Here is a 20,937-nt window from a genome sequence, read left to right as displayed (position 1 = left end):
TTCAGCAGTTATTGTCTGCAGTTTTGTGCAAGAGCGCATAGTAGAAGCCGTCGTGTCCACGAGGCGTCGGAAATAACTGCCGCCCGGCATTGCAGGCGATTCCCCAGTCATTGTCCAGTGTAACGAGCGTTGCATCCGGATGCACATCAACAAAACGTACAATCTGCTCGCTATTTTCCTGCGGCAGCACCGAGCAGGTTGCATACAACAGGCGCCCGCCCGGCTTTAGCATCTGCCAGGCGCGCTCTAAAATATCGGCCTGCACTGCAACCAACTGCGCAATGTCTTCGCGGCGGCGCAGCATGCGGATGTCCGGATGGCGGCGGATTACGCCCGTCGCTGAGCATGGTACATCCAGAAGAATGGCGTCGAAACCCGGCTCATCACCGCAGTAATCTTCCCACCAGGATTCATCCGAGCACATATCGACGCGAGCGATATCCGCACTCAGTCGCAGACGTTCAAGGTTTTCGTGCACACGCTCAAGTCGGGCTTCATCGGCATCCACCGCCATCAGGCGTATCTCTGCAGACTCAAGCAGGTGAGCGCTTTTACCACCCGGAGCAGCACAGGCATCGAGTACGCATTCACCATCTGCTGGTGCCAGTATCTGTGCAGCCAGCTGTGCGGCTTCGTCCTGTACGCTGACATCACCATCGGCAAACCCCGGCAGCGTAGTGACATCACACGATGCCTCAAGGTAAATCGCTGAGCGGCTGTGTTCACCTGCGGTGGCCTCAATACCGGCTTCCTGCAAACGCCCCAGATACTCATCCCGGCTGACGTGACGCTGATTCACACGAAGACATAGCGGACCGCGTTCATTGTTAGCTTCGAGAATCTGTGGCCATTGTTCCGGCCAGGCTTTGGTCAACATTTTGACCAACCATTTCGGGTGACTGGTTGCCGTTACAGGGTTGTCTTCCAGCGGCGGCAGTAAGCCCTCATACTCCCGGCCATAGCGGCGCAGGCAGGCGTTGATGACCGGCTTAGCGTAGCCCTTACCCATCTCTTCGCAGACATCAACCGTGGCATGTACTGCTGCATGAGGCGCTTTGCCTTGAATCACCAACTGATACAGCCCGACGATCATCAGAGCGTGGAGGTCCTGATCTTCCTCGGGAAAAGGGTTCTTCAACAGCATCTTAGTCAGCGCATTGAGCCGGAAGTACCAGCGACAGCTGCCCAGCGTCAGGTCACGAAAGAAACCCCGTTCGCTGTCTTCGATGCGATCTTCGAGCGAAGGAATCGCCTGATTGAGAGACTGCCCTGACATGACTGCGGCCACAGCAAGTGTCGCCGCATGGCGCGGTGTTATGGCACTGGCTTTACCGCGCCCGTATAGATTCTGCATGATCAGAGCTCAGAAGAAAGTACGTAAAACGGCTGAAAAAGATTCGGCTGGCCGTTGATGATGTCGGCCACAGCCATGGGCTTTTTACCGGCAAGCTGTAGCTTGGTGAGTTTCAGCACACCTTCTTTGCAGGCAACTTCGATCCCGTCTGCAGAAACATGCGCAATCGTTCCCGGGGCAAGTTGCGTGGCTTTCTCCAGCGCGACAGCGGCATGAATCCGGATACGCTCATCACCTAAAAGGGTATAAGCCATAGGGAAAGGATTAAATGCGCGAACCCGGCGCGCCAGCTCGTCTGCAGATGCATCCCACTGAATAAGCGCTTCCTGCTTACTCAATTTATGGGCATAACAGGCAGCGGCGTCGTTCTGTTGCTCTGGCGTCAGGGTGCCTGCTTCAACATCCGCCAGCGTCTTCAGCAGTGCCCCCGGCCCCATTTCAGCGAGGCGGTCGTGCAGCGAGCCACCGGTGTCATCGAGATTAATTCCGGTCGTGACCTTACTCAGCATGTCGCCAGTATCCAGACCGACATCCATCTGCATGATAGTGATGCCTGTGACCATATCTCCGGCTTCGATACAGCGCTGAATCGGTGCGGCACCTCGCCAGCGTGGCAACAGCGACGCATGAACGTTAAGACAGCCAAACTTCGGCGCATCCAGCACACTTTTCGGCAACAGAAGGCCGTAAGCCACCACCACCATAACGTCTGCATTGAGTGAACGTAGCGTCTCGACATCAGCTTCGTCTTTGAAATTAAGCGGCTGATACACAGGAATATCATGTTCAAGCGCAATCTGTTTTACCGGGCTGGGCTGGAGCTTTTTTCCACGCCCCGCCGGACGGTCTGGCTGACTGTAGACCCCCACCACTTCATGCTCGCTGTTGACCAGCGCAGAGAGGTGAACGGCGGCGAAATCCGGCGTACCGGCAAAAACAATGCGTAAAGCCATGTATTAACGTTTCCCCTGACGGGCTTCGATTTTGTGTTTCTTATCCAGCTTACTTTTGATGCGATTACGCTTCATCGGAGAGATGTAATCGACCATCAGCTTACCTTCGAGGTGATCGACTTCGTGCTGAATGCATACCGCCAGCAGGCCGCGACATTCAAGCTCAAACGCCTCACCCTTGCGGTCGAGAGCTTTTACCAGGCAATGCTCAACCCGTGTCACGTCTTCATAGAAGCCAGGTACCGAGAGGCAGCCTTCCTGCATCGACTCCAGCTCGCCATCAAGCACGGTAATTTCCGGGTTGATAAACACCAGTGGCTCGCTTTTGTCTTCGGACACATCAATCGTGATGATGCGTTCATGAATGTTCACCTGGGTGGCTGCCAGGCCGATGCCGGGTGCGTCGTACATGGTTTCAAACATGTCGTCGACGATTTTCTGCACTCGTGCGTCGACCTCTTTTACAGGTTGTGCAACGGTTCGCAGACGTGGGTCCGGGAATTCCAGAATATCTAGTATGGCCATGAGAAATGCGGTACTTATGGAATTTTATGGTAGTGACTTGCTAATATGGCCGCGTGGCAGCCAATTCAACGTCACCCTGAACGCTAATAATAAAGGGAATAAAGGATGAGCAAAACCATCAAACGACTCCTCGTTACAGGTTTGATGTGCCTTTCAGCCGGTGCAAGCGCACTGGAACTCAGAGCTGACGCCCCTGAGCGCTATACGGTACAAAAGGGTGACACCCTCTGGGATATCGCAGAACGCTTCACTGGTAACGCTTGGGAATGGCCTGAAATCTGGTACCAGAACGACCAGATCAACAACCCTCACCTTATCTACCCTGGCGACATGATCGGCCTGATTGACGTAGATGGCCAGAAAAAACTAACTGTAATGGAGCGCGGGCAAGCATCCCGCACCGTTAAACTGCGCCCGGGCGACGTGAAAATGTCTCCTTCGGCACGTGTTCAGCCTATCGAAGCCGCCATTGCCGCCATCCCGATGGATGCGATTCAGGGTTTCCTGCGTGATCACCGTATCGTTGAGCCTGAAGAGCTCGCGAAAGCACCTTATATTGTCAGCGGTGCCGACGGTCGCGTTCTGATGGGCGCCGGAACCAAAGTTTACGCACGTGGCAAAGTGGACGGCCAACTGGCGTCTGCTTACGGCATTTTCCGTAAAGGCGACGTCTTTGTTGATCCAGTCACCGACGAAGTGCTGGGTATGGAAGCCACCGATATCGGTAAGGCTTCAGTTGAAACCGTTGAGGGCGATGTTATTACCCTGATGCTGGAGAAAACTAACCAGCAGGTTGCCATTCGTGACCGCCTTCTGGAGACAGAAGACCGCGAACTGAAATCCCGTTTTATTCCTAAGGCTCCGGGTCAGCGTATTGCTGGTGAGATTCTGGCAGTGACCAATGGTGTATCTCACGTTGGCCAGTTCGATGTCGTTGCTCTTAACCGCGGTGAGCGCGATGGCATGGACGTCGGGCATGTCATGCTGATCAAGAAAGCGGGCGAAGTAGTCTACGACCCGGTTGAGAAAGAGAAGATTCGTCTGCCAGCAGAGGACGCCGGTAGCATGATGGTTTTCCGTGTGTACGAAAAAATGTCCTATGCGCTGATCATGCGCGCTCAGCGTCCGCTGAAAGTGGGCGATTACTTCGAATCACCGAAAATCTGATAATTTCTGAATGACCAATTCCAGACTCACCCTACAACGAGGGAGTCTGGCAGGCCACGGAGGCCGCATGTCCATGGATGGACTCACATACGCACCCGATAGCTCCGACGGCAACTCTGCCGCTCCTCATCCTGACCGAAGTACACTGCTCGCTTGGTGGCGTTTACGCAGTATTTCTGGTGTGGGCAATATCGCCTTAAACGAAATACGCAGTGGCCTGACGGCTCCGGAAGCCCTGTCACAATGCAGCCCGCGGGACCTGATCCAGCTTGGCCTGAAGCCCGAACAGGCAGACCGCTGGCACAATGACGCCGCACTCAGCCGCGGCTTTGAAGTATTGGAAGACTGGTGCCAGCACCCAAATCAAGGCGTATTACTCGCAGGTACCGCAGGCTACCCTGAGTCCCTGAATATACTCCGTGATGCTCCCATATTTCTCTGGTATCGAGGCAATCTCAATGCACTACAGCAGCCCACGATTGCAATGGTTGGCAGTCGCGGTGCATCTGCCAGCGCCCTCGACTGGACGATAGATACCGCGGCTGAACTTGCCTCTGCCGGAATGGTTGTGGTCAGTGGATTGGCGCTTGGTATTGATGGCGCAGCGCATCGCGGTGCAGTATCGACAGGAGCAACCATTGCTGTGATGGGAACCGGGCCCGATATTATTTATCCAGCAAAGCATCGTAGCCTGGCCGCCAGCATCACAGAGCATGGCCTGTTGCTGAGTGAATTCAGCCCAGGCACTAAAGCTCAGGCGCGTCACTTTCCTTCCCGTAATCGCATCATCAGTGGTCTGAGTAGCGCGACCGTTGTGGTCGAGGCCGGAATCAAAAGCGGCACTATGATCACTGCCCGCATGGCCGCCGATCAGGGCAGAGATGTGTTGGCGGTACCGGGGGCTCTCGGTAACCCACTCAGCCGGGGGCCACACCAGCTGATTCGCGAAGGCGCGCTACTTGTCGAGAACGCGCAACACATTCTTGAGGCCACGCTTTCAACCAGCATGGCATTTCAGCAACCACACCAGCAGCCACACCAGAAACAAAAGCAGCAGCTACCCGGGCACATACCTCAGCAACCTGCGCTCACAGGCTTTACTGATACAGCTGAAAACCCTTCGCACGCACAAAGTACCAATGATCCGGCCAAGTCCGGTGCCGAGGCTCCTGAACTGCTCACTCACATTGATTTTAATCCGACGCCAGTCGACGTGATTGCTCTTCGTAGCGCACGCCCGATATCTGAGCTGCTCGGCGAACTTCTGATGCTCGAACTTGAAGGATGGTTGTTACAGGCACCCGGCGGCTATTGCCGGGTACGATGAAATCCTTTTACCACGAATGGTAAAGCATCCGACCTGATCTACACTTTATCGAATCAGGAGGAGCTACCGATGAACCAGACCGCCGTTGCCACACAGTCAGATGTGGCAGGAAGCTATCTTACCTTCCATTTGCCACGGGCAAAGTACGCTCTACCCGTGGATTCGATTCAATACATCACCACACTGGATGCAATCGACCCACATGATGTGCCCGGCGGCAAATCTGGCATTCGCCGTATGTTCACCTACGAGGGAACACAGATTCCTCTGTTTAATTTCAGCCGTCTGATTGGCTCAACCTCGCAACTCGAAGAGTGTGAGCAACTCATTTCTATGCTGAAGCAACGCCGCCAGGATCACATTGACTGGATTACAGCGCTTGAGCACAGCATCAATCATGGCGAAGAATTCAAAAAGGCAGTCGACCCTCATCTTTGCGCTTTTGGCCTCTGGTACGACAAATACAAAGCGCATGACGAAGAGCTGCACAAAATCATGGCTCAGTTCGATGAGCCACATAAGCGCATACATTCTCTGGCGACCCGGCTGCTGAACATGGCGCAAGAAGAGGATAAAGCCGAGGAGGCAAACCGTATATTGGATGACGAGAAGCACTCCACCCTGAAGGTGTTATTACGATTATTTGATCAGGCAACCGCACGCCTCGAAGAAATGCTTAAGCCCGTGGTGGTGATATTGCGAGCAGCGGGCAGAACCTACGGTATTGAACTCGACTCGATTGATCAGATCATCGAGTTCGATAGTCGCCACTGGCTCCCTGATGAGAAGCAGGAACTGCAACATGCCTGCTACGATGGTTTCCTGCAAAAAAACGAAGGCGAGTTATTCATCCGCCTGGAACCGGCTCATCTGACCAAATAGAAACAAGCTAAGTAGAAACCAGGTAGATTACCAACCCACGCGCTTAACTGAGCCTCGACACAGTATGGGCTTTGCTCCAGCATCAGATGGATTCTCCCCGGAGCAGGCCGTAGCTTTACTGTCTAAGCTGCCAAAACAACAGGTTACCTTATTCACCATGCCTTACCTCAAGGTCGCCTTCTTGCCGCCACGCCGGGCATGAGGTAGGGTTCCGCAATCTTTTCAATCAAAGTTACCGGAACCCTTCTGTGAATCCCTGGCATTTACATCAGGCCCTGCGTTGTATCCGCTCTGGTGGCGTTATTGCCTATCCGACGGAAGCTGTCTGGGGCCTCGGTTGCGACCCAACCGATAAGCAGGCAGTGCATAGAATCCTCGATCTGAAATCACGCCCTGAGCATAAAGGCCTCGTACTGGTAGGCTCATCGCTGGAGCAGTTTCAGGACTGGGTCAAGCCATTGTCCGACGACGATAGAAACACCGTCATGGCCACCTGGCCCGGCCCGGTGACCTGGGTTCTGCCCTGCCATGATTCGGTACCTGTCTGGTTGCGTGGCAAACACAGCAGTCTCGCTATCCGGATCAGCGATCATCCGGTTGTACGCGCACTCTGCGATGAGGTGGGCCCTTTGGTCTCGACTTCAGCGAATCCGGCAGGTAAAGAACCCGCCCGAACACTGTTGCGCGTCAGGCAGTACTTCCCGTCAGGTATCAACTGCCTGCTACCCGGTGCGCTGGGCGGACGACGCCAGCCCTCTGAAATCCGAACACTCGACGGCCAGCGCTTGCGCTGAGCAACTCAGGAGACCTAATGGCCAACACTTCATGTGATATTCAGGCAGTAAAATCTTTCCTGCTCGATCTGCAGGACAGAATCTGTACCGCGCTCGAAGCGGCAGACGGAAAAGCCACCTTTGTCGAAGACGCCTGGGATCGCGAAGAGGAAGGTAATAACCCGATGGCGCTCACTGGCGGCGGTCGTACCCGAGTAATCACCGGCGGCACCATCGAAAAAGGCGGTGTGAATTTCTCGCATGTTCGCGGCGCCAAACTGCCAGCATCAGCCACGGCTAACCGCCCTGAACTTGAAGGTCGTAGTTTTCAGGCGATGGGGGTCTCTCTGGTGATCCACCCAGAAAACCCGTACATCCCGACCTCGCACGCTAATGTGCGCTTCTTTGTCGCCGAGAAAGAAGGTGAAGAGCCCGTCTGGTGGTTTGGCGGAGGCTTCGACCTCACGCCTTATTACCCATTTGAAGAAGATGTGGTGCATTGGCACCAGGTGTCTAAAGACCTGTGCGTCCCATTCGGAGAAGATATTTACCCGAAATACAAAAAATGGTGCGACGAGTATTTCTTCCTGAAACACCGGAATGAAACCCGTGGCGTTGGTGGCCTCTTCTTCGATGACCTGAACAGCTGGGATGGCAAAGTCGACTTTGAGCGCAGTTTCGCCTTTATGCAGGCGGTCGGCAATGGCTATATTGATGCGGTGGTCCCCATCATAGAACGCCGCAAAGACATGTCCTGGGGCGAGCGGGAACGTAAGTTTCAATGCTACCGACGAGGCCGTTATGTCGAATTCAACCTGGTATTTGACCGCGGTACTATTTTTGGCCTGCAAACCGGCGGGCGCACGGAGAGCATCCTGATGTCGATGCCCCCTGTCGCGCATTGGGATTACGACTGGAACCCTGAACCAGGTAGCCCTGAAGAACGCCTTTACAAAGATTTTCTGCCTCACCGGGACTGGGTGTAGTACCGGCAGCAGTAAGGAGACGCAATGACCGACCTCTATGCAGTAGTCGGCAATCCGATCTCGCACAGCAAGTCACCTGATATTCAGAATGCCTTTGCTGAGCAGACCGGTGAGGACTTATTTTACAAAACGCTGCTGGCACCACTGGATGACTTCGAGGGCGAAGTCAGACGCTTTATTGAGCACGGTGGCAGCGGATTAAACGTGACGGTTCCCTTCAAAGAGAATGCCTACCGCTTAGCGAATGAATTAACCACCCGTGCTAAACGCGCAGAGGCCGTTAATACGTTAAAGAAGATGCCTGATGGTACGTTGCTCGCCGACAATACCGACGGTGCTGGTCTGGTCAGAGATCTGATGATTAACCACTCGGTGGTTCTGGAAGGAAAACGCATCCTTATTCTCGGCGCCGGAGGTGCTGTTCGTGGAGTACTGCAGCCGCTTCTGGAGCAGCAGCCCGCAGGAATCGTCATTGCCAACCGCACCGAATCAAAAGCGCAGACGCTGGCAAAAGACTTTGCCGACCTCGGTCGTATTTCAGCCTGTGGTTTTACCGATATCGAAGGTAGCTTTGACCTGATTATCAACGGCACATCTGCCAGTCTGGCTGGCGAAATGCCGCCGATACCTGTATCGGTCATCCATCAGAATACAACGACCTACGACATGATGTATGGAAGCAATACAACCGTCTTTAACCAGTGGGCTGAAGATCACGGTGCTCTTCGCACCATCGATGGTCTGGGCATGCTGGTCGAGCAAGCCGCTGAGGCATTCTATGTCTGGCGCGGGGTACGCCCCCAGACTGCGCGGGTGATGCAATCGTTACGGAATGAACGTCGCCGCTAACGCTGTTTTAACAATAAGACGATCCACAGGAAGACCACCTACAGGAAGGCAATCATGAAACATATGTTAGCGGGAGTAGTCTGCACAATTGTGCTGGCTGGCTGTGATACATATCCGGATATCGCTGACGATGCGAGTAATCGCCCTGATCCGGAAGAAGCCAGTAATGATACTTTTTTCGGAGCCCAACTGCTCACCGAAAGTGATACCGCCACCGGTAATCTCAGCACCGATGATGCGCTCGACCATTACAAGTTTGATATTAACGGCAACTTCAACGGCCCATTAATCGTCACTCTGACCGGCCTTGCCGGCGATGCCGATATTGAGCTTTATGATTACAACCTGAACCTGCTCAGCTGGTCGCGTACCGGAGACACCAGCAATGAAGAAATCAGAGTCTGGCACAATGCGGCATACAACAGCGCCTCTTATGACGTAGGCCTGTATTACGTTCGCGTTTATACCGACAACCCGGGGCTGATCAGCGATTACACCCTGGAGTTTAATTTTGATAAGGGGAACGCCGAATGACTCTGACTAAAAGACTTACGGCGTTAAGTGCCGCGGCCTGCATGTTACCTCTGACCGCATCAGCCTATGAAGATTACCGGTCAATGAAGTTCACCTCCTATACGTTCAAACACAGCTCATGGAGTGAAGAGCAGTACGTGGGTGACCTTAAAGAGGTTGTGAATTTTGACGATGCTGTCGCGCACGTCTTTGAATTCCGTTCGCCACAAGATCAGGAGTTTAATTTCGATATTTCTGCGGCTATCCGGTCAGATAACAATGGCGATACCGAGCTTGAATCGATACTTGGTGCAGTAGAAGCTGGCGGTGTATTCATCCGCATCGAAAGTAGCAGCGCCGATGGATACATCGCACCTTCTGAAGGCGGTCAGTTCAACAATAAATACGTCATAGGCGAGCGCGGTTTTACCGCGAAGTATCAGCAGGTCAATATTGGTAAATCGATAACAGGTTGGCCGTCTGCCCGCTGGGGTCTGGGCTATATCCACGTTGTTCAGCCTGCGTCTCTTGCCTTTTACACAGCGGATAGCGACAGTGGTTACACAGGGATCGCGAATTACCCTGACGATATTATCGACCCGGAGTACAACCACCACCTGCTGGGTTTATGGCTGGATTTCGACAACCTGCAAGCGGCGATGCATGACGAAGAAGGTTTTCTGTTAGGCATGAAACGGAAAGGTAACTTCCGTCATGGCTGGGGCCTGACCATGGACATAATATTTGGTCTGCTTGCCAGCTCCACGGATAAAGATCTCGAGCAGATTGTAGAAGATAACTACGGCCTCGACCTGGAGTATGAAGATCCAGCAGGTATCGGCTGGTCATTCACTTATCGCCTCGAATACATCATGGCTTACCGCATGCCAGCGAGTAACTTTGGACTATCACTGGGCCTTGAGGGCCGTGCCTTTCAAGGCTTATACAGTGACGAATTTTTCGGAACCTCTATGTCAATTGATGATGGCTCTGAAGCCGGGTTACAGGTAAACCCTGGTGACAACATGGTATTCCAGTACGGTCCGTTCATTCGCCTGGCGTGGGAGATTTAATCATGAAGCGTATTGTAATGACCTCGGCCATCGCCAGTATGTTGATAGCCTGTGGCGGCGATGATAGTACCGAATACGTTCAGCAGAAGGCCCCGGAAACAGAGCCCGGAAATCAGAGCGAAGAAACCGCCAATGAAATCCCCCCAGGCTCCGGAGTCGGCATTTACGGTGACCTGACGGCCGGTGAAGAAGATTACTACTACATCGAAGTGGATTTCTTTGATTCTGGTGTACACACCATCGAACTGACAGATCTCACTGACGACCTCGATCTGGAGGTGACTGACCATAACGGTGACGTGCTCGTTTCAGAAGCATCAGGAACCAGCGATGAAAGTGTTGTTGTCAGTACTGATAACGTGAGCTTCTTCGGTGACGATATTGAGTTTGTCGTTCTGAAAATGAGAGTTTACGGAGCGACCGAGACGGCGGCCAGCCGCTTCACTCTTAAATTAACCAACTACGCTGAAAACAACGACTGATAAAAATTATCGTCGAAACATAAAAAAGCCCGGCTGTCTTACGACAGCCGGACTTTTTATTCGCTAACGTTTATCGGATATCCTGAAGAGCGATTGAGTAAACGGTCGTCGTACCGCTGACTTCATTACCGACTGCGATGAAGTGCTTTCCTTCACGAGTAAAGTACTCAATAGACTCAGGGCCAAGATCCCCCGCATCAACACTGTATGTGTCGTTGTCGCACTCTGTACCATCAACCACAGTGCAGACAGGTGCATCAAAGTCGCGGTTGTTCAGATAGCTCTGATACACAGGTTCAGTTGGGTCAGTAATGTCGAACACCATCACGCCACCCTGACGCTCCAGACCAACGAACGCAAAGAAGCGGTCACCGATCTCAGCGACTTCAATGGCTTCTGGTTCAGTACCTTTGTCATCAGAGCGGTCGTCGCCTGAGCCGTTCTCGTCATTCGTCGAGTTAAAGTCCTCTGGATCTGCATCGTATACTTCCTTGGCAATCACATCACCACTGTCATAAACGAGGTCGCCTGCTGCGTCCCAGATCGAGAATGAACGGGCGCCGAAGGTAACGATGTCATCACCGGCTGCGTATTCCGCCTGATCAGTCGTTACTTTGATACGCTTCAGTTGGTCATTGTCGTCCAGAGCCGCCTTAAGAGGATGTGCGTCTGCAACCAGCTCTTCGATATCACCACCACGGGCTTCATCAATCCACGAGATACAATCGTCTTCTTCGTTGGCGTAGGCATCGGCGTCTTCATCTTCACCACCCGGTGCGAAGTCATCGCCATCCCACTCGTGGCCAGCAGCATCACAGACCTGCTGAGTCGTCTCGTAGATGTACTCACGACCGTCGCCTTCGTTAGCGGTGAGGATGTAGGTCGCACCGTCGATCTCTACGCTGACGATGGTGTCTGGCATATACAGGCCCACCAGCTGCTCGTAGCTGGCGAATTCACCTAGTACTTTGTCTTTGTTAGATGCGTCCAGCTGATTGCCCGATTCTGAATTCCAGGACTTTTTACCCAGCCCCTTCATTCCTTCAACACGAGCGTCAGCCACATCAATAATGGCGACCGCGTTGTTTTCCTGCATAGCCACCCAGGCGACAGAAGCATCAGCGTTTAATGCCAGATACTCAGGCTCCAGATCCTGTGCAACTGTGGTGCCCGCAGGTCCGGGCAGACGCACGTCCGCAGGGACTTCTTCGGCACGGCTGCCGCCGACATTAAAGTCTGCAAAGCTGACCTGAGTAACAACCGCATCATCCGGGCCAAAACCGTTCTGCAGATCAACGATAGTGACCGAACCTTCAGGGTCATTGGTGTAATCGCCGCTTGGCTCACCTTCGTTAGCCGTCAGGATGTAACGTGCGTCCTCAGAGAGCGTCACCATATCTGGCAGCGCACCCGCCGTGTAGGTACCAATCAATTCCAGAGTATCTGAGCGGTACAGAGCAATCAGGCCAGCGTCCTGCTTAGTCGCCGCTTCGATAGCCACGGCAACCAGACCCTGTTTTGCCGACACACTGTTAGCTGCGCCAATCTCAATACCCGCCGCAGTGGCTGCAGCAGAAAGGTTGATCGTGCCGTGCTTACTTGGCGCGCTTGTGGTCTGCGCCAGAGAGAGGACGTCAACGGTCGCGTCTTCTGCGTTCACGACATACAGTTTGTCGGAGCACTTGTCGTATGAAACGATCTCAGCAGAGGCTGTGTCGAACTCATTGCCAGACACATAGGTATCCACCACAGACAGCTCAAGAGTACCCGCCACTGCGGTATCGGTGGCCGTCGTAACGGTTTCACACTCGATTCCAAGATCCGCCAGCTTAGGGCTGTTATTAGTTTCGTTACCTGTGTTCGTGTCTGTATTTGTATCGCCAGCGTTGTTATTGCCGTTACTGCTGTCGTTACTACTGTTATTGCTATCGTTGTTGCTGTCGCCGCCGCACGCTGCCAATGTCGCTGCAATTATCGCAGGCACAATGATCTTCAATGCGGGCGCAGTAAGAGATGTTTTCATGGTCTTCCCCAGAGTCACATATTTTTCAGTGACGCAGGATGACCGAGAATTATTTCAGCTTAGTGACAACTCCCTCACAGGAACCGGTGGCTATGGACACCCACAAAAAAACGGGAGCCGAAGCTCCCGTTTCTAACCTGCTAACTAGCCAATCATCTGTCCAACATACGGCTTATTCAAACGAGCCGTTGTGGTAGATTTCCTGAACATCTTCAAGGTCGTTGATCAGTCCCGCGAAACGCTCAAACTGCTCAACGTCATCCCCAGCAATCGGGTGTTCCATCGTTGGCAGATAAGTAATCTCTTCAACTTCGAAGTCGATATCCGGGTTCATTTCCTGCAGAGCCATCTTGGTTTTAAAGAACTCGGTCGGTGGAACAAGAACGGTGATCATGCCATCTTCACACTCGATGTCAGATACATCGATATCTGCCATCATCAGTGCCTCGAGTGCCGCTTCTTCGTCGTCACCGGCGAACACAAACATGGCGCGATGATCGAACATGTGCGACACAGAGCCTTGTGTACCCAGCTTGGCCTTACACTTCGAGAATACGCCGCGGATTTCACCAAACGTGCGGTTGGCATTGTCGGTCAGAGCGCTGATAAGCACCATAGCACCGCCCGGAGCAATACCCTCATAGAGAGCAGGTTGGAAGTCTTCGCCGGTTCCGCCACTGGCTTTATCCAGAGCTTTTTCGATCACGTGGCTTGGCACCTGATCTTTCTTCGCGCGATCAATCAATGAGCGCAGAGCCAGGTTACCTGAAGGGTCTGTACCACCGGCTTTTGCCGTTACATAAATCTCACGGCCATACTTGGAGTAGACTTTGGTTTTTGCAGCGGCCGTTTTGGCCATGGATTCTTTACGGTTCTGATACGCGCGGCCCATAGGAATTGCTTCTTGTGGTTGATTTAAAAAAGCCGATTGTACCCGCAGCCGTCGGGATTGTCAGTTTTCTGAAGAAGGCGCTGAATCGCTCTTCTGATTAGCAGGAAATTTATTCGAGCGCCCTGCCAGATAATTCTCCCGGAAGACGTCAAAATATGCCTGTAACCGACGGGCTGCCTCCGGGTGATTAAGGCGTTCCAGCAAGGGGATAGCGACTTCGGCGGTTCCCAATTGATGATCGCGTACCGCAACCCGCAGGCGATACTCAGACAGAGCTTCTGGCTCTACAGCGATCACCGGCAACGATTCGAGCCAGGGGCTTCTGAACATCTTACGCGCTTCGCGCCAGGTGCCATCGAGAAAAATCAGAAGCGGCGTTCGACCATCAATGTATTCTGCCAAAGACCGGTCATCACGCAGCTGGCGCTCTACTTCAACGTACTCATACGGAAAAACAATCAAGGGAGCGTTTGCCGGGTCAGAGAGCAGCGCGAGCATGTCCTTGTCTGGCTCAGTTCTCGTCCATTGAAAGGCATGGTTATCTTCGAGCACATCTGCAATCAATCGCCCGGTATTGCTCGGTTTGAAGACCTCCCCCTGATAGTAGATAAGACAAACAGCAACACCGGTAACTGACTCTGGCCGTTGTCCACAGACACACAGGCGCACTGACAACAGGCAGTCGTCACACCGGGAAAGTTTACTACCACGGGCCAGGAATTCGCGGCGTGAAAGCGCCTTCTGTCGGGCTCTCAAACGAGTAACGCTGGTTTCTCTCATATATCCTGCCACTTCCCCTACCATTTGCTCTGCCATTGCCTCTGATTCACGCAGCGGGCTATCAACAAGGCTGCAGCTCTGCACCTGACATAAGTCTAAAAAGAAACGCGATTCTGTGTGAATCAATACAGCAATGCCAGCCAGTGAAAAGAAATTGGAACAAATTTCTTATCTGCCACTCACACCATGTACAACACTTGTCTAGCTTTTTGCTAAGGAGTCTCTCATGGCCGCATTAGATCAACTTCAGAATGACCCAAAAGCCGCACTGTGGAACGCGCTTTCCGAGGAAACCGCAGTCATGCTGGGAATAGATGGCGTTACTGACTTTATGAAGCCTATGGCCGCCAAACCAGACCTTGATAGCGAAACCATCTGGTTCTTTACTGATAAACGAAGCGAAACATTTGGCCGCCTGTCGGGTGAGCCCGCTGCACGCATCTGCATCAGCGATTCAACCGAACATTTCTGGGCCGACATCAAGGGACGTATTAAGGTCGTCAATGACTCAGAAGTCGTTGCTAATAAATGGTCTGTCGATATTGAAGCCTGGTACGACAAAGGCAAGCGTGACGACAACCTTCAATTAATGGCGTTCTCACCAGAAAAGGCCGAACTGTCTGCCTCTACGGCTAACCCGATCAGTTTCAGCTGGCAAACTGCGAAAGCCATTCTGGGTGATCAGGATCGCCCGGACATAAGTGAACAGAAACGAATCACCTTCTCATAATGATGAAAAAGGCAGGGCGCGGACGTCCTGCCTGACCGAATAACAGCACCCTATCCTCACACAGGAAATTTCCATGTCATCCCCCGATACGTACCAGGAATATCTCGAAAACTACCATCCTCACGCCGAGGAATTTCATCAGGCGGTGAAAGAAGTCTGTGACGACATTGCCGAAGAATATGAAAGCAGTGATGACTATGCCGAGTGGAATATCATCGAGCGCCTGATTGAGCCAGACCGGATTATTAAATTCCGCGTCAGCTGGGAAGATGATAAAGGGAAAGTGCATGTTAACCGCGCATGGCGCGTGCAGTTTCATAATCTGCTTGGCGCCTACAAAGGCGGCTTACGATTTCACCCGACAGTGAATGAGAGTGTTCTTAAATTTCTGGGTTTTGAGCAGTGTTTTAAAAATGCACTCACCGGCTTACCCATGGGCGGAGCCAAAGGTGGATCTGACTTTAACCCTAAAGGAAAAAGTCAGCGTGAAATTATGCGCTTCTGCCAATCCTTTATGCGGGAGCTGTATCGACACATAGGCCCGGATACCGATGTGCCTGCGGGTGACATTAACGTCAGCAGTAATGAGATCGGCTTTATGTTTGGCGAATACCTTCGTATCAATAACCGTTGGGAAGGTGTACTCACAGGCAAAACCCCAGGGTTCGGCGGCAGCTGTGGCCGCGAAGAAGCAACAGGTTACGGTGTTATTTATTTTCTACGCGAAATGCTGCAAGCCCATGATGACTCGCTGGATAACAAACGTATCTTAATTTCAGGCTCAGGCAATGTTGCGCTTCATGCCGCCGAGAAAGCCATCGCTGAAGGCGCTCTTGTTCTTACTGTCTCGGATTCTGGTGGCACTCTGTATTTCAAAGACGGGATGACAGAAAAAGAGCTGAACTCGATAAAGTCACTGAAACTCGACGAGAATGGCCGGCTTGAAGAAGCCTCGGTTGGTGAATACCAAGAGGATAAGAAGCCCTGGGGCATTGATAATGCCGACATCGCGCTGCCTTGTGCTACACAGAATGAACTGGATGATAAAGACGCAGAAACCTTACTCGGCAATGAGGTGCGCATTCTGTGCGAAGGCGCGAACATGCCGCTAACCGACGGAGCACGTAAACAATTTCTCAATGCCAACGCGTTATATGGCCCTGCGAAAGCAGCTAACGCTGGCGGTGTTGCTGTGTCGGGCCTCGAGCGGTCTCAGAATGCTGAGCTAACAACCTGGCCAATTTCCCGCGTTGATGAAGAACTGAACCGCATCATGAAAGAAATCCATGAGCGGTGCATTCAGCATGTAGAGAAAAAGGATGGCGTTTATCCATACAGCCGCGGGGCGAACATCTATGGTTTCAAGAAACTCGCGGGGGCGATGGTTGCGCATGGTATTGGTTGATCGAAAGATGCTCACTTCGCAGCGGGAGCTTTCAACACAATAGCAGCTGGGAAAGTCAGGAGCTTAACTCCTGACTTTTACGTACTAAATTCAGAGAAATCTTCTCTTATTTTTCTACCGCCAGTTTATTAACAATGCGTTCGTTTGCCGCTGTCAGTACTTTCAAGGCACCTTCCTGATAATACTCAGGTACAGCATTTACGGTAATTTCGGTGGTGGAAGAGGAGCGGCCGCTGACCATCCCAAGTAGTGAACTGAACGCATTTACGGCCTTAGTCGCACCAGATGTTGTGTCTTCATTTTCACCGTACGCACCTGCAACAATGATCGGATCTTTTAAACGAATATAACCGTTGTCGGCGAAGCTTCCTGCACCTTCATTGGCGAAATACAGTCCCGAGCCAGAGGTAACCTGGATGCCCTGTCCTAGTGCTACCGACGCACTTAAGGTACGACGATCCTGTCCCAGAGCACCTTTCCCGTATTCCACTTTGTAGTCGGCATCATCATCAAAATAGGCAAAATGCACCGTATAGTTTGCCGCCAGAACTGGCACACCGATTTCATCAGCTACCTCGCCAATAGCAAATGTGTTCGCTATTTTCTGTGCATAAATCAGGTCCATGCCTGTCGGTGAATAGGTAGGCCAATCTTTGTTCAAACCACCTCGAAACGCCGACATACCCGTCGGTAGATACGGCGACTCCAGCTTGTCGATTTTATTCCAGCGCTTGTTCTTACTCAGGTCAGCGTAATTACGTACGGTGTAGCCCTGCGCCTGCAACTTACTCACCAAATCGGCATAGACCTGATCGGTAATAGCCTGCATGGTCGTTTCAGGCACCCCTGAGAGCTTTGCGCGCAGATGGGCATTGGCGTAATCCGATGCCCCGTGGCGGATCATCGGGCTGGTTGCTTTCGATGAGCTCGAATCTTCAGTGACGAAGGTCACACCGAGACTACCGATGTAGACGTCTTTTTTTCCGTCCATGGCATCCAGCTTGTGGGTTTCAAGACGGGACTTTGCCGTACCGCCCCCCACACTGGCGCAACCGCCAAGAACCAGTGCCATTGCTATCACGGGTAAGAATAATTTTTTCATTGTGCTCTCCCTAGGTTGGAGGGTCCATTTTAGAGAGAAGCACTCTTCTCATGACCCCCTCTTTTAGGGGGGGGGCGAATTGGATAAATTCGGGTAACAGAAAAAAGAAAATAATCAGACCTTATCTGACGGCAGCACCAACCCCATCTTTACTGCTTTTATTGTCGCTTCCGCGCGGTTATTCACATGAAGCTTCTGATACAGAGCTTTTAAATAGCCGGATGCTGTATTCGTCGAGATACCCAATGACTCGGCAGCCATCCTGACGCTGTAGCCATTCGCAATCAAAACCAGTACGTCTTCTTCGCGCCCCGTCAATGGGACGTCCATTTGCGCTGGCCTGAATTGCTGCAACATCATCTGCGCAACGGAAGGCGATAAAGGGGGCCGTCCGTGAATTATACCTTCGAGTGCTCGCAGAAATTCCTGTTCGTCCTCATCCTTCAATAAGTAACCATCCGCACCGGCACGCAGTGCAGGGAACAGATGCTGCGCATCGTCGAAAATTGTCGTAACCACACAGTACGCGTCCGGGCGTGCTGCTTTCAGATGCTGAATAAGTTCTGTGCCGTCACCATCGGGCAACCCAAGATCAATGAGAGCCAGATCAGGCAACGTATCTGGTCCAGTACTCGTGAGTCGATGACAGGCAGTCGCGTAGTCATGTGCCTGTTCTATATCTGCGTCGGGGAACACACGACAAACCAATGACATAAGCCAGGCCGAAACCTCAGGCAAGTCTTCAACGATCAGTATGGTTTTCATCCAGGCACCTTAAAAACGTCCGCTATGTCCTATTGCCCAGCAACGTCAGGGCGATCAGAATAAGGAATCATCACATATTCATAACACGGGGATAACCCCTCAATCTGGGGGAAGAAGCAGGTATGCAGTCGCTGAATACACGGATTTTTATTGGAATTGCTGTCCCCGTCCTGCTCGCTCTGCTGGTCATTGGTGTGGCTTTGTCCATACCGCGGACAGGGCTTGAGTTTGTTGCATCCGACAACCACCTCGTGGCTTTGATACCGAACGGCAACATCACCGACCACGGATCTGACACCAGTGAATACAGCGCCGAGGAGGTGCTGGCGTTTAGTACCGGTGCGGCGGATCAGGCCGATTACCCTGGCGATGTTCGTCTTATCATAGAAGAACCCGACGTCCTAGAGACGCACACAGAGATGCGCACACTGATGCACGACATAGGCGTATTGACGACCGCCCTCAAGCAGAGTCGCCTGACGCTGCACACGGAGTTGGGCAGCTATCCGTTACAGGCCAGAGACGCCACCATCACCGCGCTCCCTTTTTCGTTCTGGGTGCAGATGTGTGCTGGGCTTGCCGCCCTGATTATCTGTATTCTGGTGTGGTTGCCCGGTGACGTCAGCCCCGGAAAATACGGTTTTATTATTTCTGGGTTTGGCTATTTTTTTGCTCTGATCAGTGCCGGGCTGTATTCATCCCGTGAGTTATTTATAGATGAATCTCTGTTTCGCGCGTTATCACTCCTGAACACGTTCAGTAGTTACCTTTTTATGTCTGGCCTCGCCTTGCTGTTCTGGAATTATCCGCGGGTTCTGTTATCGCCTGGACTGAATACGCTGTTGGCCTTATTTCCGCTTCTGCTGATCTCTCTGGCGGCGATTCCGGTTCATGATCATCTTGCAATCACCATTTATCTACCCTTTTCTTTATTGCTGCTGATACCGCTCGTGGGAATGGTCAGTCAATGGCGCAGCAACGCAGACAACCCGAAAAATCGCGCCGTATTACGCTGGATTCTGTTTATGTTGGTGGCGATCACCGTTCCGGCAATACTGAAGCTATACGCACCCATCCCACAGAGCGTCCTGCTGGTCAGCGTGGTGTTCATTTATGCCGGAATTATGATCGGCATCACCCGCCATCGGATGTTTGATATTGAGCGCTGGTCTTATCGACTCTGGGGTTGGTTCCTCGGTGGTCTGACGATCCTTATGGTGGATCTGCTGCTGGCCTCGGTGGTCGGGCTTTCACAAGAGGCTAGTCTGGTGGTGGCGATGGGCATCGTTGGCTGGTTGTATTTTCCGGTTCGCCAATGGGCCTGGAAGCGATTCTTTGAACGCAAAGGCAACTACCTGGAAGAGTGGCTGACACTGTCAGTACCGGAACTGCTCCGTCAACGCATGGACAGTAACCAGACTCAGCAATCAGAGTTACGGTTAAAAAATGCTTTGTCGGCTGTTTTCCGTCCGCTCAAGCTCGAGCTGAGTCGTGATAATGCCAGAAACGGCGTGTTCAATCGCGGTACGGAAATGGTGGTATCGGGCCCCGACGGGCAATGCATCCGTTTACTTCACCCAGCGGAAGGTCGCCATCAATTTAAAGCCGCCGATCTCAATATCGCCCGCATGATCGTGGCACTGGACACACTCATTACCGACAGCCTGTCCGCCCGAGCAGACGGTGCCCGTGAGGAACGTCAGCGGATACGCCAGGACTTACACGATGATCTGGGTGCTAAGTTGTTGCGTTTGCTGCACCGCAGTCAACCCGATAATAAGCCGCTGGTCCGCGAGGCGATCAATGACCTGCGTATTCTGCTGTACAACACCCGTGAGCAGGGAGAAGGGTTACAACAGACTCTGATGCGTTGGCACGACGAGGCAATAACGCGCTGCGAAGACCACGGCGTACACCTGAATTGGCAACAATCGCACTCTCATGCCCGCCTCAGTGCTGGCGCAATTATGCAAACCGGCCGGGCACTGCGTGAGGCCTTCAGCAATGCCATCCGAAATATGAGCCACCCTGACATTTCAGTCTGCGTCGGGCAACAGGAAGGCTATCTGATACTGACCGTCAGCAACCCATTCCAGCCGACTTCCAACGCCCCTGAAGGCGCAGGAGAGGGCGAGGGCATGCGCAATATCCACCAGCGCATGGAGCAGATTCGTGGGCGGGCCACCTTCCGTACGCACCACGATAAAAGTGACACCATCTGGACCGTTCAGTTGGACATACCGATCGACGTTATGCCTCCCGAAGCGTCGTAAACCGGACACAGCGAGTCCTGATAGAGCCCTGTCAGAACTGCCCCCCTAAAGTGTGCCCCCCTAAAGAAGGGTGCCCAAAAATG

The 20,937-nt window shown here is 52.7% G+C and carries 20 protein-coding genes; 12 read left to right on the top strand and 8 right to left on the bottom strand.

All coding sequences use genetic code 11. From position 1 onward, the window contains the following. Position 1 precedes the first annotated feature (1 nt). Genes rsmB through def form a run of 3 tightly spaced genes read right to left on the bottom strand, consistent with a single transcriptional unit; the run spans position 2 to position 2,832 of the window. Positions 2-1,354 (bottom strand): 16S rRNA (cytosine(967)-C(5))-methyltransferase RsmB, encoded by a 1,353-nt coding sequence (rsmB, locus tag BW941_RS04550; protein ID WP_139325739.1) that lies wholly within the window; start codon positions 1,352-1,354, stop codon positions 2-4. 2 nt (positions 1,355-1,356) lie between these two features. Continuing rightward, the gene (gene fmt, locus BW941_RS04545) at positions 1,357-2,307 is read right to left on the bottom strand and encodes a methionyl-tRNA formyltransferase (RefSeq protein WP_076514463.1); all 951 of its coding nucleotides are present in this window, start codon (positions 2,305-2,307) and stop codon (positions 1,357-1,359) included. A gap of 3 nt (positions 2,308-2,310) precedes the next feature. Then, positions 2,311-2,832 (bottom strand): peptide deformylase, encoded by a 522-nt coding sequence (gene def, locus BW941_RS04540; RefSeq protein ID WP_076514462.1) that lies wholly within the window; start codon positions 2,830-2,832, stop codon positions 2,311-2,313. Positions 2,833-2,937: 105 nt separating this feature from the next. Here def and BW941_RS04535 point away from each other — a divergent pair, with 105 nt between their 5' ends. From BW941_RS04535 to BW941_RS04495, 9 genes are all read left to right on the top strand, one after another. Then, entirely contained in the window at positions 2,938-3,999 is a 1,062-nt protein-coding gene (locus BW941_RS04535) for a LysM peptidoglycan-binding domain-containing protein (protein WP_076514461.1), read from the top strand. 73 nt (positions 4,000-4,072) lie between these two features. Then, a complete protein-coding gene (gene dprA / locus BW941_RS04530) occupies positions 4,073-5,326 on the top strand; it encodes a DNA-processing protein DprA (protein ID WP_076514561.1) in 1,254 nt (417 codons plus the stop codon). Between the two features lie 69 nt (positions 5,327-5,395). Next, entirely contained in the window at positions 5,396-6,208 is an 813-nt protein-coding gene (locus BW941_RS04525; protein ID WP_076514460.1) for a chemotaxis protein CheW, read from the top strand. Positions 6,209-6,456: 248 nt separating this feature from the next. Next, complete coding sequence (gene tsaC / locus BW941_RS04520) at positions 6,457-7,002, top strand: L-threonylcarbamoyladenylate synthase type 1 TsaC (RefSeq protein WP_076514459.1); 546 nt, start codon at positions 6,457-6,459, stop codon at positions 7,000-7,002. Positions 7,003-7,019: 17 nt separating this feature from the next. Then, positions 7,020-7,967, top strand: a complete 948-nt coding sequence (hemF, locus tag BW941_RS04515) for an oxygen-dependent coproporphyrinogen oxidase (RefSeq protein ID WP_076514458.1) — start codon at positions 7,020-7,022, stop codon at positions 7,965-7,967. Between the two features lie 24 nt (positions 7,968-7,991). After that, positions 7,992-8,816 (top strand): shikimate dehydrogenase, encoded by an 825-nt coding sequence (aroE, locus tag BW941_RS04510; RefSeq protein WP_076514457.1) that lies wholly within the window; start codon positions 7,992-7,994, stop codon positions 8,814-8,816. A 54-nt stretch (positions 8,817-8,870) separates the two neighbouring features. Next, positions 8,871-9,350, top strand: a complete 480-nt coding sequence (locus BW941_RS04505; RefSeq protein WP_076514456.1) for a hypothetical protein — start codon at positions 8,871-8,873, stop codon at positions 9,348-9,350. Beyond that, positions 9,347-10,402, top strand: coding sequence for a hypothetical protein (locus BW941_RS04500; protein WP_076514455.1), 1,056 nt, complete (start codon positions 9,347-9,349; stop codon positions 10,400-10,402). The genes BW941_RS04505 and BW941_RS04500 overlap by 4 nt, the downstream gene beginning before the upstream one ends. A 2-nt stretch (positions 10,403-10,404) precedes the next feature. Then, positions 10,405-10,884 carry a hypothetical protein gene (locus BW941_RS04495; RefSeq protein ID WP_076514454.1) on the top strand — a complete coding sequence of 160 codons (480 nt, stop codon included), beginning with the start codon at positions 10,405-10,407 and terminating at the stop codon, positions 10,882-10,884. Positions 10,885-10,954: 70 nt separating this feature from the next. Here the strand turns inward: BW941_RS04495 and BW941_RS04490 are convergent, their stop codons facing one another. From BW941_RS04490 to BW941_RS04480, 3 genes are all read right to left on the bottom strand, one after another. Further along, the gene (locus tag BW941_RS04490; RefSeq protein WP_217693566.1) at positions 10,955-12,907 is read right to left on the bottom strand and encodes a choice-of-anchor I family protein; all 1,953 of its coding nucleotides are present in this window, start codon (positions 12,905-12,907) and stop codon (positions 10,955-10,957) included. A 172-nt stretch (positions 12,908-13,079) separates the two neighbouring features. Further along, the gene (locus BW941_RS04485) at positions 13,080-13,799 is read right to left on the bottom strand and encodes a YebC/PmpR family DNA-binding transcriptional regulator (protein WP_076514453.1); all 720 of its coding nucleotides are present in this window, start codon (positions 13,797-13,799) and stop codon (positions 13,080-13,082) included. 60 nt (positions 13,800-13,859) lie between these two features. Further along, positions 13,860-14,663 carry a tRNA-uridine aminocarboxypropyltransferase gene (locus tag BW941_RS04480; RefSeq protein WP_245820039.1) on the bottom strand — a complete coding sequence of 268 codons (804 nt, stop codon included), beginning with the start codon at positions 14,661-14,663 and terminating at the stop codon, positions 13,860-13,862. Between the two features lie 142 nt (positions 14,664-14,805). Between BW941_RS04480 and BW941_RS04475 the strand changes: the two genes are divergently transcribed. Together BW941_RS04475 and gdhA are read left to right on the top strand one after the other, a co-directional pair. Next, complete coding sequence (locus BW941_RS04475) at positions 14,806-15,309, top strand: pyridoxamine 5'-phosphate oxidase family protein (RefSeq protein WP_076514452.1); 504 nt, start codon at positions 14,806-14,808, stop codon at positions 15,307-15,309. A gap of 73 nt (positions 15,310-15,382) precedes the next feature. Continuing rightward, positions 15,383-16,714: an NADP-specific glutamate dehydrogenase gene (gene gdhA, locus BW941_RS04470; RefSeq protein ID WP_076514451.1), complete on the top strand. Its 1,332-nt coding sequence runs from the start codon at positions 15,383-15,385 to the stop codon at positions 16,712-16,714. A gap of 106 nt (positions 16,715-16,820) precedes the next feature. Here the strand turns inward: gdhA and BW941_RS04465 are convergent, their stop codons facing one another. Next, positions 16,821-17,816 (bottom strand): hypothetical protein, encoded by a 996-nt coding sequence (locus BW941_RS04465; RefSeq protein ID WP_076514450.1) that lies wholly within the window; start codon positions 17,814-17,816, stop codon positions 16,821-16,823. A 114-nt stretch (positions 17,817-17,930) separates the two neighbouring features. Then, positions 17,931-18,581, bottom strand: a complete 651-nt coding sequence (locus BW941_RS04460) for a response regulator (RefSeq protein ID WP_076514449.1) — start codon at positions 18,579-18,581, stop codon at positions 17,931-17,933. Between the two features lie 122 nt (positions 18,582-18,703). Here BW941_RS04460 and BW941_RS04455 point away from each other — a divergent pair, with 122 nt between their 5' ends. Beyond that, complete coding sequence (locus tag BW941_RS04455; protein ID WP_076514448.1) at positions 18,704-20,854, top strand: sensor histidine kinase; 2,151 nt, start codon at positions 18,704-18,706, stop codon at positions 20,852-20,854. Positions 20,855-20,937: the final 83 nt, after the last annotated feature.

It is taken from the genome of Thalassolituus maritimus (assembly GCF_900156675.1).
Classification (GTDB): Bacteria; Pseudomonadota; Gammaproteobacteria; order Pseudomonadales; family Oceanobacteraceae; genus Thalassolituus; species Thalassolituus maritimus.
Note: the sequence above shows the minus strand (reverse complement) of the source record. Positions and strands in the feature narration are given on the sequence as shown.